A 13,800-nucleotide genomic window follows, 5' to 3' on the forward strand; every position below is an offset into this window, starting at 1 on the left:
TCACCAGAAAAACAAGCCTCGCCAAGGGGATAAGAGCCTGGCCTTCATCAGGAAAGTCGGGACGGCATGGCGTGATCCCGATAGGCCACCCCCTGCTTGCGTGACGCGTGAGGCTGCGGCACGCCATAGGCTATCATCATAACCATAATCAGACCGCCGCCGGTAATGAGACTGGTGAAAAGGGACGAGTTCCCCAAGGACATAATAAACGGGATGGAGACGGTCGCCGCAAACGGCAGGCGGTCTGGCGTCACGACCTTGTTCGCAAAGCTGAGAAGGACGCCGAGGACGGCGCCCATCATGACCACACCCGCCATACCATAAGCTGCTACTCCGTCCGTGGCCCAGAAATTGGCGTTGGCATTGAATCCGGTTCCTCCAACAAGACTGGAGCCAACGACATATCCAAGCGGCGCCTTGTAGGGATAGTCAACGATCATGTTGATGATGTTGACATGCGACCAGTACGTCAGCGGACTGCGGGAAAACACATCCGCATACACGCCCGTCATCGCACCTTGAATGCCGAGAGTCCGCATATAAATCAAGGCGACGGCATCCAAGGCGGCCCCCACGGGCTTGTAATCGGTAGCGACAAGAATCGCAAATGCGGACGACGTCAGCGCGGCAAAGCCGAATGCAAGACGAGATGTTGAAATCTCACCTTTTCTGAGCACGAAAAAGTAAAAGCCGAACGTCACGAGCAGGATCACCAGCATCATCTTTCCGGCGAAGGCCATGAAGACTACGATCTGTCCTGCAAGCCCGATCGCTATCGCCCATCGCCGCGTTCGGTCGAACAGCCCGATCGCCAGCAGATAGGGGTTCATCGCATTCGACAACCACCCCGTCAGATAGAGTGCTAGTGTACTAGCCTGCACGGAGCCAAACTTGGCGCGCTGGTCGTAGATTTCGTCCATGCCGGAGAATGACATCATTCCCCTGTAAGTCGCGATATAGAAAGCAATGGCAGCCAGATAGAACGCGAGGAAGAAAAAGAAAAAAGTGGTTACCGAAACCTGACGAATGAGAGAATACGACTTGAAATGGAGTACCTTCGGGATATAGAGCACCAGGAAAAATGACGCAGCCACTGAAACAATCAACCATGAGGCGTCAAATGACGTATATCCTTGCCTTGCAACGATGAGAATCGAGGGGATAAAAATCGTCAGATATAGCATCCAGCAAAAAAAATCAGAATACCTCTTAATTGAAATCGGAAGAATTAAAGAAAATGCAGCTATTATGCAATAAGCAAGAACGGCATCATTTGCGCTGTAGACATAGCTAAATCCGAGATAAAAGAAACTGACAGATGCCCAATCGATATAGACATCCACAAACATGATGACGTAGACAGCCACCCAGAGCGGGACGAACATCCGCGCGTAGCTAATATTCTCCGATCTCAGGTATTCCAATTGCCCCGTCCTTATCGAGCTGATATGCGGCGTAGGTCCCGTATCGTCCAAGCCTTACCGCCGCCAAAAAGGTGCGTCCATAGCTAATTCGCCCTCCCGCCCCTCCTTCCTGGCGCTCGACCTGCTGCGCGGGGCATCGGCGCTGGTCGTCATGATGGCACATCTGCGGGGCTATTCGCTGCCCGCCTACGGCGCGCTGCCGGCCTCCGACCAGGGTCTGATCACTGCTTTGTTTTACGCCGTCACTCGTCCCGGACATCCGGCGGTGATGGTGTTTTTCGTGCTGAGCGGATTTCTCGTCGGCGGGCAAGTCATCCGCCATGTGCGGGACGGACGCTTCGATCTCCAGCGCTATGCCGTCGATCGGGCGACCCGGATATTCCTTCCGCTAATACCAGCCCTGTTGCTGACGGCCCTTGTCGCAATCAGCGTTGGCTCCGCCTTTCCGATCCAGGACGTTGTCGCGCATATCGCCGGCCTCAACGGCATCGTCGTCCCCACCGTACGGGCTAACGCACCGTTGTGGAGCCTTGCCTACGAGATCTGGTTCTATGTGCTGATGGGCTGTGCCGGATACGCGTTTTCGCGACGCTCTCTGCCCGCCTGGTCGTTCTTCGGGCTGGGCGCCGCCGCCTTGGTCTTCAGCGTCCTCGAAGCTCAATACTTGCTGTTTTGGCTGCTTGGAGCGCTCGTGGCCGCCTACCCGCCGCGATCATTGTGGGTCGCATATACCGGGGTAGTAGCCTTCATAGGCGGGATTTTTGTTTCGCAAATGATGTCGGATGGCGGGCCTTGGGCCGGATACGCAACAGGCCCGGCCGATGCGATCATGTGCGCCGGGCTCGCCGCACTCCTTCCGGCCCTCTGTCACGAGCAGGCGAATCGCATCCTCGAGCCCGCGGCGTGGCCGATCCGAAGCTTGAGCGCGATGTCCTACTCGCTCTACATCTTTCACTATCCGGTGCTCGTCTACCTGACCGCCAACTACATGCCCGCGGCACCAGGGTTGGGTGATGGAGCCATCACATCACTGGTCGTCAAGGGTGCCGTCTGCTTCGCAGTGTGTTTGGTTTTCTATCTGCTCTTCGAGCGAAGGACGGTCGCTTTCCGCAACCGGATCAACGGAACGGTTTCGGCCTAGCGTCAAAGCCTGTATCGGAGCTTGTCGACGCCCGAGAGAAACAGATTTCGCATCATTGCCGCCCACTCCGCCGACGGCCAAGATCGCAATGGATATGTGTGGGGCGCGCTGCTACAGGCCTACAGACGGTTCGGCGATCGAACCATCGCTATACCAGCTCGAGAAACCGCTCAAATTGGCGTTTCTTGCTGTACTCTTCACGAATTGCGCGATGCCCGGCCCAGCCGATCGCGTCCCAGCTTCCATCGTTCAACTGCCGTTCGATTCTTTCCGATGCGTCCTGCGGCTGCTCGTAGACGGCCATAGTTTCTCCGTCGCGCATGGGTGCTGGATAACTGCCGGAGTCGGAAACCAATAGAGCTCCGGCCCCCATGGTTTCGAAACAACGCATATTGCCACGGTCTGGGCCTGCCATGTCGATCGAGGCATTGACCACGACCTTGGCTCGTCCAAGCTGTTCGTACATTGCGCGCCCGAACACGGGAGGCGCACTGACGTTGCGGATCGCGGGCGGGCGGCGCACCGCTTTCAGAGGACCGAACCAGCCAAGCGGCGTCTCCGCAAGCGGCGTATACCGTGACAGATCCAAATGGAAAACAACGCGGCGGCGGCCGGCAAGACGTGCAACCGCTTCCAGTATCTGCCTTCTGCGTTGGTGATGGCGGCTGTAGCCGCCGAAGAAAAGAACATCGATGTCCCTGTTCCGATTCTCGGCCACACTGTCGAGTTCCGGATCGTGAGCTGGAATAAAGTGAGCCGTCGTGGCGCCCTGCTCTTCCCAGAGCTGCCGCATCGACGGAAAATTGCAAAGCACGAGATCATAGCCGGAAAAGTCAATCTTGCCTGGCGCGGCGCGCCAGGCAATCTTGCGTTTCACGTGCCCAGGCAAGCGGCTCACAAAAGCGGCATCGTAGCGGAATGGATCGAGATTGTAGAAGACATCCGTCTTGTGATGCTCGATCTGGGCAAGAAGGATGTCGGCCAGCGGCGTATCGTTGCCCAGGCCGTTTTCGCGTGCCCACGCCCGCTGCAGCGATTCGTCGTCGCCATTGGTAAAGAACGCCTCCGGACTGTGCTCAAGAATCGGCAACAGAATATGTGCCGCGCCGTAGCGATCGTTCAGAAACACGCCCCTCTGCTGCTCGAAGCTGCTGATCCCCGCCACGAGGCCAGTAAGGCGGGGCCTATAGCTTGAGGCAATCCCAGAATTCTGAAAAAGTCGCATGATTCCGTTCTTGCTATTGCGTGGGTTTTGTAGCGCTGATGACGAAGCCGGAACAGAAAATGCGCCAGTTCAGCAATGCGCAGAGATTCTCGAACAGAGCGACGGAAAGGTACGCGGGCAAGAAGAAGGCAAAATAGTCGCTGGCACGGTAGAACGACTTGGCGTCCACCTGCTCGAATCCCTGACTGCGAAACAGTTTTGTCATGTCCGAAGGGGAGCAATGGTCGAAAAACGCCGGATAGCCCGTAACGCCGACTGCCGCTGGCCTGAGGTATGGGATCAGCCATCTCTGCATAACGGGTCCGACGATCCGCAATGCCACCGAATAGGGATGCCACTTCGACGGGACATAGTGGTGCATTACGCCGCCCGGCCGGAGCGCCAAAAACATCGAGCGCGCCGCCGCCCTGTTGTCGGGTACGTGCTCCATCAAGGTGATCGAAATGAGCATGTCCGCTTCGACATCAACGGGCTGCTCGATCGACTGGACGACAAATTGGTCGTAGATGCGATAGCAGTCCGGTTTTTCCTCGATGTCGAGACCGATATAGGTGAAACTGGTACTTCGCTCCAGAAGCGGCCTGTCGATACCGCCGACCTCGAGGATGGCCGACGGCTTTAGGCGCGCAACATCCTCGGCAATGCGCCGCTCAAGCTCCGCCTTGTAAGACGGCGCACCGAAAACTCTGGGAAAGCGGCGTTCGAGCCATGCTGCGGCGTCCCTGTTCCAACCAATAAACGACCTGAGAATCACCGCACCCCTTGTCTGCAAACCGGTAAAGACCGGACATCGAAAATCATAGTGCTGTTACGGCTTGCAATGGCTACGTTAGTTCGCCTTGCTTTTCTCGTCGCATGAAGTGGTCCTTCACGTGATTCACGAAGGCGTCAGGAAGGGACGCATTATCGCGGAAACTCGTTTCGCGGGTTGGATCGTCATTTACCACGACAATCGCTTGGTTTGGGTAGGTGATCCGCGGAACCTGCCCAAAAAAAGCAGCCCACAGGTTGAAGTTCGAGCCGGCTCCGATGATCGCACTTGCCTGAGCCATTTCCAGCATGTGCGTTACCGACTCCGCGTCATTCGCCCTGAGCACGTCCGGGAGACGAAGGAGTGGCACAAGCTCGGTATCGTCCCCATCGGAAAAGACACGGGCTGGCATGCTCGTGCCCAAGGCCTCACGAAGAGCAACAAGGCTGTCGCAGTACCAGTCGATCGGAAGCCGTTGATTATGGGTCTTGGCCTCCACTCGATTCACGTCGAAACGGGAGAAGTCGCCAAGGCGGACATGGACAGCCACGAAGGGCGCGGCCGACGCTTCCGGCAGGTACTTTTTGCGGGTAATCCTGCGAAAGGCGTCGTAGAGCACGCGCCCATGGCCGCGGACTTCATGGAAATGTTTTTCGAAGTTTGACGCCACGGTGTTCTTGAAGACAACGACTGTGTTTCTGCCGTCAAATGCCATTGACGCAGCTGTATCCGAGGGAATCTTGCGTGCCACTGCGAGAAGCACGGTGCGCCACGGCTCGCCCACATAGCCGTGATTGGTGAAAAGCTTGAAATATTCGCGCCGGTCCCGCTCACGGCGCAAATAGGGACCTATGCGCGGGCGGAACCAGCGCGGTCCGAGCATCTGTGCATCGTTGTTTCGACACCATGTCTCACAACGCGCCCAGGCGAGCATGCTGTGACCAAGACCGAAACGGCCGATATCTGGATAGCCATAGAGATGTGCCATGAGCGTCTGCCTTCTCAGCGCCAAAACTCAGTCGATGTCCGGCAGACGGCGCCGAACCGATGGTTGAATTGCTCAGCGAAGACGGGGCTCACCCTCATTGTGTCGTTTTTCCGTTCTCTGTTGCCTGCAAGCTGACCATTCTCGTCGCACGATCAGCCAACACAAGGTGAATGGCATAGGTTACAGCGGTGGCAAGCGCGTACCAGACCATGACAGTGGTTGGATTGTCGACCCCTACCCAGCCGAGTCCGCCGAAGACACACAAGGTGAAAAGAAACCGGCATATTTCCCAAGTGAATTGAAGCGACTGGCGGTCAATAACGACAAGCGTCATGGTCAACGCCGTGGCGACGAAGCGCACATACGCGATTGGAAATCCAATCACACAGAGTTTGCCGGCCATGGTCCAATCCGCCCCGAAGACTAGCGGAACGAGGCTTGGCGAAAGTATCATCCCGAGCACTGTCGGCAACAGACCGATGGCAAGAAGCTGAAAGAGCGAACGTCGAAACGCCCTGTTCAAGCCCTGCTTGTCGGTACGATAGAGTGTTGACAACTCGCCAGTGAAGACCTGCGAAACGGCCACCGCGATGACGCCAACCGGCATCAAGATAAATCGCTCCAGGAGGGCGTACTGCCCCGCGACTTTCAGGTCGAACAGCGCAACAAAGGCGAATGGCGCGACCGCAGCGCTAAGAGATGACAAAAGTGTTCCCGGAAAAGTGAGGAGGCCAAATTTCTGGAAACGAATGGCCGTAAACCTCATCTCGGAAAAAGAGATTCGAGAAATCAGAGTTCGCCAGAGTTTGCCGCTCCCAAAGAGGACGGTGATTGCCCCGAAGGCTCTACCGAACACATCGGCAAGAACGAGACCAACTCCAATGAAAGGAAGAAAGGCAAATCCAAGCGCGCCAAATGAGAACCCCACCGATTGCAAGATCTTAGACCGTGCGCTTAGACCATAGTTACGCTCGCGGATTGGCAAGAAGGTGAGCATTTGGTAGATCCCCGCTACGGCCATCGCGACGGGTAAGAAGAAGATAATGCCGTGCAGAGATGGCAGGGCACCCGGGATCAACAAATTGGCAACGCCGGCAAGAAGAAGGGTCGTCATGCTGGTCAAGATGCAGAGCCGAAATGTCAATTTTAACAGATTTTCAAAAACCCTTCCCGGTCGCGCGCTCAAAATTGCAACCTCGTAGCGAAATGCGACAAACATAACCGCCACATTCAGTATCGAAATATAGATCTGATATCGGCCGAACGCTTCAGCATCATAGAGCCGCGTCAGGGCAGGAAGAGCAGCAACGGCAATGGCCTGCGCAATCACTGACCCCGACAGCACGGTCAGGATGCTTCGAAACATGCCAAATCGCCAATTGTAAAAATCGAGACAATTTTCCCCTGACACAAAACATGGCCGGCAAACGGCCGAACGGTCGCGGAGAGAAAATTTCCTAGGCCAGGCCGTTCCGTAACGAGGTTCAGGACATAAACTCCGATCGGCTTATTCTTGCGATTATCCATCGGTGGGGTTCTGCGCCTTGTGGATGTCGTTGGTTGGTTCGCGCACGGCCACGGTGTATCGCGAAACTCGGTGATCGCAAGTCTCGATGCATATACATCTCGGGGCGCACCCGCTAGGCACCCCGCGCCCATGGTGTTCAATGAGCTACAACGCCTCGACGACTCGCCACCGAGATTGCAGCCACCTAAGCGAGACTATCGTTGCCAGAGTGCGGCTTCGAGAAAAATTGTCCGAGTTTGCGCATTGGCTTTGCAACAAGCGCGTAGTCAAGAGGACCCGATCCGAGCCAGCGGCGGCGTGCCCGCAGCGCTTCCAGATTGTGCCCGATATGCGAGGCAAGGCTTCGCGTGCTGGCCCCGCCTACCATCATATCCACAAGCACGTGGCTAGTCGCAGCGATTCGGAAACCGTGGAGTTCAACGGCTCTCAACATCCAATCATAATCCGATGCCACTTTGAGGCTGAGGTCGAATGCACCTACCGCGTCCGCAACCCGTCGCTTGACGTAGAACGTTGGATGGGCCGGCATCCATCCGGTTCGAAAACCCTTGGTGGGTCGGGCCGCGGCACGCCAACGGCGTACCACGCGCTTGGTCAGATGGTCTTCGACAAAATCCAGGTCGCCATGCACGATGTCGGCCTGTTCGAGCCCTGCCGAGATCCGTCCCAGCGCGGTACTATCGTGGAAGCAATCGTCTGAATTCAGCACTCCAACCGCATCTCCGGTATAGAGGCGCAGCCCCTTGTTGAGCGCATCATACATCCCGCTGTCGGGCTCGCTGACCAGTCGGATCTGGTCCTGTGGGTACGATTGGACTATCCGCAGCGTATCGTCCGATGAATGGCCGTCGATGATCACCAGTTCTTTGTCGTAATGATTCTGGACTAGGAAGCTGTCAATCGTATGCCTGATCGTCGCCGCGGAGTTCCAACAGACGGTCAAGACCGAGATTTTCATATCAACCCGGTCCGACGCCACTTACTGTGCCGCAACGCGAATGCGATCCTCATCGAGGCGCCGATGTTCGGATTCCCGTCTTACCGTTTCGAGGTCGGACTGGACCATTTCCTGGACCATTGTCGCCAGCGACGTTGTTGCCTTCCACCCGAGAACGCGCTCCGCCTTCGAGGCGTCGCCGATCAGAAGTTCTACTTCGGTGGGTCTGAAATAGCGCGGGTCCACCTCGACCAGAATGGCGCCGGATTTCGCATCGATGCCTTTTTCATCTATGCCGGAACCAACCCATTGGATCTCGGTCCCAACCTCATTGAATGCAAGCTCGACGAAGCGACGGACCGAGTTCTTCACGCCGGTTGCAAGGACATAGTCGTCGGGTACGTCGTTCTGAAGAATTCTCCACATACCCTCGACATAGTCGCGGGCATGCCCCCAATCCCGCTCCGCTGACAGATTGCCGAGATAGAGTTTGTCTTGAAGGCCGAGGCTGATCGCGGCAGCTGCGCGCGTGATCTTGCGGGTGACGAAGGTCTCGCCGCGCATCGGGCTCTCGTGGTTGAAAAGGATGCCGTTGGAAGCATGGATGTTGTAGGCTTCGCGGTAATTCACTGTGATCCAGTAGGCATAGATCTTGGCAGCCGCATAGGGCGAGCGGGGATAAAAAGGCGTCGTCTCCCGTTGCGGGATCTCCTGCACCTTGCCGTAGAGCTCGGACGTCGATGCTTGATAGAAACGCGTCTTTTTTGTCAGGCCAAGCAGCCGGATCGCCTCGAGCAGACGCAACGTGCCGATCGCGTCGGCATTCGCCGTGTATTCCGCGGTCTCGAAGCTCACCTGGACATGCGATTGTGCGGCGAGATTATAAATCTCGTCTGGCTGCACTTCCTGGACGATGCGGATGAGGTTGGTGGCGTCGGTCATATCGCCGTAGTGCAGCGACAGCCTTACGTCCTTTTCGTGGGGATCCTGGTAGAGATTGTCGATGCGACCGGTGTTGAACGACGACGACCGCCGCTTGATACCATGGACATTGTAGCCCTTTGCCAAAAGAAGTTCCGCCAGATAGGCGCCATCCTGGCCGGTGATGCCGGTAATGAGTGCGGTTTTCCTAGTCATTGTGCTTCTCCGGGGTCGGTAAGACGATATTCTCAACGCTGATCAGCATAGCTTTGGACATTACAAAATACCCACTTCAAAAACTGAAGATGTGAGGCTTGCGAGCGGCGGCTTGGTTACGTCGACTACTGATCTTTGTCGCCTTGTCAACGTGCGCCAAAGCCCGTCAGCATGGTTCGGATGGTACGAAACACGATCAGCACGTCGAGCCAAGGGGAGAAATTCTTGATATAGTAGAAGTCGTAGTGAAGCTTTTCCAAGACATCGTCAACAGCCGCGACGTGGCCTTGGTTGACTTGCGCCCATCCGGTAATGCCAGGCCGCACGATGTGCCGGTATCGATAGAATGGCAGCTCCGCCTCGTACCACTTCGAGAGCACGAGCGCTTCCGGCCGCGGACCGATCCAGCTCATCTCGCCGCGCAAGATGTTGAAGGCCTGCGGCAACTCGTCGATCCTGGATTTTCTCAAGAACTGCCCCAAACGGGTGATGCGTGCGTCGCCGGCCTTCGTAATGGCCGCTTCCTTCTCGTCGACAGCTATGTCGCCGAGCTTCATCGTTCGAAACTTGTAGACCTCATAGGGATGGCCTCTATAGCCCATTCGCTTCTGTCTAAATAGCGCCGGTCCAGGCGAATCGATCTTTACAGCGATCGCCACGAACAACAGCAATGGCGAGAAAACAACAAGTACCAACAATGCAGAGGCCCAGTCTATCGCCTGCTTTATTTTCAGGTAAGCCTGGTTTGGATTCAAGGAGCCTAGAGTATTTTCAGAAAGATGCTCGATCTCCACCCTGCCTGTGAGCGACTCGCTTATTTGCTTGACATGATAGACCGGCGTTCCCGAGAGCGCGCTATCGGCAATATACCGCTCCCATTCATCTGAAAGGTCGGCTCGAAGATCGGCCACCACGCCGCTTGCGTACTCGACGACCGTGTCAGGTGAATGAATTTTGTGCCAGCTAACGCCTGGTATGCTCTCCAGCCTGTTGACGTCTCCGCCGGGAATTATCGCCAGTCGGTGTGCGTCGAGCCGCCGGGTGGCCAAGCTCAAACCAAAATACCACAATGTCGATTGAATGAAGCTCGCCGCCGCCTGGAACCGGCTGTAATCGAACCTGAAGAAGAAGATCGTCGCGAACACCAGGCCGTAGGTCAGGGCGAAGGTTGGCAGGATGTAGCCAGCCGCTGCAACGCCCGGAAAATTGCCGATGCGCTTGTAAAAGAAATAACCGGTCGTGTGAGCAATAAATGCCGCAAAGATCGTGACCTGCAGGTTCGGTGTCCGAATCACCTCCTGATCGACTGACAGGCGGATCAGCGCCGGCAGCAAAATCGCGAATGTCAATCCGCCAAGCAGCTGAAAGCGCATCCGGAGCAGCAGATGTCGTTTGCTGGGTAAATGGATGGTGGTGGCGATCAATTTGAATCCCGCGAATCAACCCGGACGTTCACCTGACAACAAGCCGCTCTCGGCCGACGCTCGAATAGGCTATGCCTTCCCTAACGACGTCCTCGCCGCGGTAGACGTTTCGCAGGTCGACCATCACCGGCATCGCCATGAGTGCACGGAGCCGCTTGAGATCCAATGACCGAAACGCATTCCACTCGGTGACGATGACGATTGCGTGCGCGCCGTCGGCCACCGCGTAGGCGCTTTCCCCGAATTCAATGCCCTCGATCATTTTGCGCGCCTGCTCCATGCCGGCCGGATCATAGGCCTTGATTGCAGCGCCGGCATCCTTGAGGGCCTGGATGATGGCCAATGAGGGCGCATCGCGCATATCGTCGGTGTTCGGCTTGAACGTAAGGCCCAGGATACCGATGGTCTTGCCGCGAACCGAGCCGCCGCAGGCCTCGACCACCTTGCGCGCCATGGCCCGTTTGCGCTGGTCATTTATCGAGACCGTCGTTTCAATGAGCCGCACCGGGCTTGCCGCGTCCTGCGCGGTCTTGACCAGTGCCAGCGTATCTTTCGGGAAACAGGAACCGCCATAGCCCGGCCCGGCATGAAGGAACTTTGCGCCGATGCGGTTGTCCATGCCGATGCCCCGCGCGACGTCCTGCACATCGGCTCCCAACCGCTCGCAGAGATCGGCTATTTCGTTGATGAAGGTGATCTTCATGGCCAGAAACGCGTTGCCGGCGTATTTCGTAAGCTCAGCCGTACGCCGGCTCGTGTAGAATATCGGCGCGACATTCAGCGAGAGCGGGCGATAGATCTCGCCCATGACGGCTTTGGCCCGTTCGGCATCGGTGCCGACAATGATGCGGTCGGGCCGCTTGAAATCCTCGATCGCCGATCCTTCGCGAAGAAATTCCGGATTGGAGACCACCGCAAAATCGGCGGTGGGATTTTGCTCGCGGATGATGCGTTCCACCTCATCGCCGGTCCCGACGGGAACGGTCGATTTCGTCACCACGACCGTAAACCCCTTGAGCGCGCGACCAACTTCGGCGGCCGCGTCATAGACGAAGGACAGGTCGGCATGGCCATCGCCACGCCGTGAAGGCGTGCCCACGGCAATGAAGACGACATCCGATTGAGAAACAGCATCCGCCAGATTGTCGTCGAAACGCAAGCGGCCTTGCGCAGTGTTGGTGGTGACGAGGTCGTCAAGCCCTGGCTCGTAGATCGGTATCTTGCCGAGTTTGAGCATGGCAAGCTTTTCCGCATCCCGGTCGACGCAGCAGACCTGATGGCCAAAGTCGGCGAAACAGGCGCCCGAGACGAGCCCTACATAGCCGGCACCAATCATTGTTATTCGCATACCGCGCACCCTCAATCAGCGCCGACGAGACGATCTCGCCACACAGCGCCTAGTCCCACCGAAGAACGGCTACCGCACTCCCGGGTGAAAAACCCGAGAGCCGATCCTACAACAATTTGCATCGCCTCGCCGCACCTCGGTGCTTACGGCTATGCGATGGCGACGAGATCCCTGGTATCCAGATCGACAGGTATCTCGCCATTGATGATGGCAACCAGAACCCGAGCTCTTCCGGCTGGATCGAGCCGGTCAAGGCGACCGATCATTTCTGCGAAAGGGCCGGAAAGGATCCGAACCGAAGCGCCGGCTGCGAGGCCGCCGCTGAAATCAAGCAGGCCATGCCTGCCGGTCAATGCAATGAAGCGCTCTACCAGACCGGAGGGGACAGGCAAAGGCCGGTCCCCCTGCATGACGAGGGAGCGCACACCGAACGTTCCGTTGATCGAGCGCCAACGTTGCAGCGCGACGTCAAGGGCGATGAACATGTAACCGGGGAAATAAGCCGCAACTCGTGTTTCGAGCCGCCTGGCATGACGCACGGTTTTCTCGCAGCGAGGCACAAAGGGCTGGAACCCCTGGATCCGGAGATGCCGCTCGGCAACGTGCTCCTTTCCGGGAAAGACGCTGGCCGCATACCAGCGGGTTGCCGGCGCGGCGGTCGGCTCAGGCGACGGGATTGTTGCCTTGCTCGTTGTTTTTTCCGCGCTACTCACGTGTCTCCCTTCGGCGGTCGGCGGCATGATCTCAGCTCAACGGTTACGACAGTGTGTGGATACCAGCAAACAACCAAGCCACTAGAGTCAAGGCGGTTGGGTTAAGAATTTCCTACACATTGCCCAGAAATTTAGCTGTGCCTAAATAATCACCGAGCCGCTTTCTTTTTCAGCTGGCTGAGATGCTATGTCGAGCAATTTATTTCCATACGGAAGTGCTTGGTTACGCTGGTCGTGACGAATCGCCCGTTGGTTCTGGTACTTAGTCCGTCGACTTGAAGCTAATGTGACGGATGGCGTCGCGCACAAGCCTGCCGCCAGCGACAAAGATCCTGCACGGCCGCACCAACTACGGCGAAAACCATTCGGCAGATTTTCGCGCAGAACGGGTCACCATCGAGTCATGGGGCTTCAGGCAATAACATGGCGACAGCGATGCAACATGCAGGTCCGTTTTTGACTTAAGTTCCGCTCGACCGGCTTCACGAACGCTTCAGCAGCGACCAGACAGCTGGCACCAGGCTCGCGGCCAGCGCAACCTTGATCAGATCACCGACGATAAAGGGCACCACCCCGAACTGCCAGGATTTTTCCGGGCCGATCAACAGCGCCAGCCAGGCAAAGCCCATTGCCATCATGACGATCTCGGCCACCAGCATGGCATTGAAGAGCTTGATAGGATGGCGATCCCAGCCACGGTCGGCAGCCCAGCCGACGATCGCCGCCATGACGACGAAGCCGGCTAGATAACCGCCGGTCGAACCCAGCATGTAAGCGATGCCGATGCCTTTTTCCGGCGTGCTCTGGAAGACCGGAAAGCCCATCGCGCCCTCAGCCATGTAGAGAAGCAGCGTTGCGACGCCGAGGCGCATGCCGAAGGAGGCAGCGATCAGGAAGACGGCGAGCGTCTGCATTGAGATATCGACCGGACCGAGCATGACCTTGGTCTTGGCCGACAAGACCAGCAGCAGCGTTCCGGCGAACGCCAGCAGAAGCTGTCCCGCCAGGCGGGCTGCGCCCTTTTCGGGCAAAGCGAGAGAAATGAGCGGACGCATCGTCGTTGCAATTGCCATGGTCTTCCCCGTTCCGGATTGCCGCCGAACGCGGCCTTGCGTTTTCCTATATTGGCTTCCGTGCTAAGCGGCAATCGGTTTTGCCCTCGCCCCAAAAAAGGTCGCGACGTT

12 protein-coding genes are annotated in these 13,800 nt (G+C 57.2%); 1 reads left to right on the forward strand and 11 read right to left on the reverse strand.

The window, feature by feature from the left end; all coding sequences use genetic code 11:
* Positions 1 to 47 precede the first annotated feature (47 nt).
* On the reverse strand, positions 48 to 1,424 hold the full coding sequence (locus tag NKJ12_RS05325; protein WP_352701502.1) for a hypothetical protein: 1,377 nt from the start codon (positions 1,422 to 1,424) through the stop codon (positions 48 to 50).
* A gap of 121 nt (positions 1,425 to 1,545) precedes the next feature.
* Between NKJ12_RS05325 and NKJ12_RS05330 the strand changes: the two genes are divergently transcribed.
* Positions 1,546 to 2,565: an acyltransferase family protein gene (locus NKJ12_RS05330; protein WP_352702060.1), complete on the forward strand. Its 1,020-nt coding sequence runs from the start codon at positions 1,546 to 1,548 to the stop codon at positions 2,563 to 2,565.
* A gap of 148 nt (positions 2,566 to 2,713) precedes the next feature.
* Here NKJ12_RS05330 and NKJ12_RS05335 read toward each other — a convergent pair whose 3' ends face one another.
* The 10 genes from NKJ12_RS05335 to NKJ12_RS05380 all read right to left on the reverse strand — a co-directional run bounded on the left by NKJ12_RS05335 (position 2,714) and on the right by NKJ12_RS05380 (position 13,689).
* Positions 2,714 to 3,694 (reverse strand): glycosyltransferase family protein, encoded by a 981-nt coding sequence (locus tag NKJ12_RS05335; RefSeq protein ID WP_352646156.1) that lies wholly within the window; start codon positions 3,692 to 3,694, stop codon positions 2,714 to 2,716.
* A 109-nt stretch (positions 3,695 to 3,803) separates the two neighbouring features.
* Complete coding sequence (locus tag NKJ12_RS05340; RefSeq protein WP_352646154.1) at positions 3,804 to 4,544, reverse strand: methyltransferase domain-containing protein; 741 nt, start codon at positions 4,542 to 4,544, stop codon at positions 3,804 to 3,806.
* Positions 4,545 to 4,614: 70 nt separating this feature from the next.
* The gene (locus tag NKJ12_RS05345; protein ID WP_352701503.1) at positions 4,615 to 5,529 is read right to left on the reverse strand and encodes a hypothetical protein; all 915 of its coding nucleotides are present in this window, start codon (positions 5,527 to 5,529) and stop codon (positions 4,615 to 4,617) included.
* 94 nt (positions 5,530 to 5,623) lie between these two features.
* A complete protein-coding gene (locus NKJ12_RS05350; protein ID WP_352701504.1) occupies positions 5,624 to 6,895 on the reverse strand; it encodes a lipopolysaccharide biosynthesis protein in 1,272 nt (423 codons plus the stop codon).
* Positions 6,896 to 7,241: 346 nt separating this feature from the next.
* On the reverse strand, positions 7,242 to 8,015 hold the full coding sequence (locus tag NKJ12_RS05355) for a glycosyltransferase family 2 protein (RefSeq protein ID WP_352701505.1): 774 nt from the start codon (positions 8,013 to 8,015) through the stop codon (positions 7,242 to 7,244).
* Positions 8,016 to 8,036: 21 nt separating this feature from the next.
* A complete protein-coding gene (gene gmd / locus NKJ12_RS05360) occupies positions 8,037 to 9,131 on the reverse strand; it encodes a GDP-mannose 4,6-dehydratase (RefSeq protein WP_352701506.1) in 1,095 nt (364 codons plus the stop codon).
* Positions 9,132 to 9,277: 146 nt separating this feature from the next.
* Positions 9,278 to 10,555: a sugar transferase gene (locus tag NKJ12_RS05365; protein ID WP_352701507.1), complete on the reverse strand. Its 1,278-nt coding sequence runs from the start codon at positions 10,553 to 10,555 to the stop codon at positions 9,278 to 9,280.
* A gap of 28 nt (positions 10,556 to 10,583) precedes the next feature.
* Positions 10,584 to 11,903 carry a UDP-glucose dehydrogenase family protein gene (locus tag NKJ12_RS05370; RefSeq protein ID WP_352701508.1) on the reverse strand — a complete coding sequence of 440 codons (1,320 nt, stop codon included), beginning with the start codon at positions 11,901 to 11,903 and terminating at the stop codon, positions 10,584 to 10,586.
* Between the two features lie 149 nt (positions 11,904 to 12,052).
* On the reverse strand, positions 12,053 to 12,643 hold the full coding sequence (gene nusG / locus NKJ12_RS05375) for a transcription termination/antitermination protein NusG (protein WP_352701509.1): 591 nt from the start codon (positions 12,641 to 12,643) through the stop codon (positions 12,053 to 12,055).
* 455 nt (positions 12,644 to 13,098) lie between these two features.
* The gene (locus NKJ12_RS05380; RefSeq protein WP_352478465.1) at positions 13,099 to 13,689 is read right to left on the reverse strand and encodes a biotin transporter BioY; all 591 of its coding nucleotides are present in this window, start codon (positions 13,687 to 13,689) and stop codon (positions 13,099 to 13,101) included.
* Positions 13,690 to 13,800: the final 111 nt, after the last annotated feature.

This window comes from Mesorhizobium sp. M0195, assembly GCF_040322115.1.
Classification (GTDB): domain Bacteria; phylum Pseudomonadota; class Alphaproteobacteria; order Rhizobiales; family Rhizobiaceae; genus Mesorhizobium.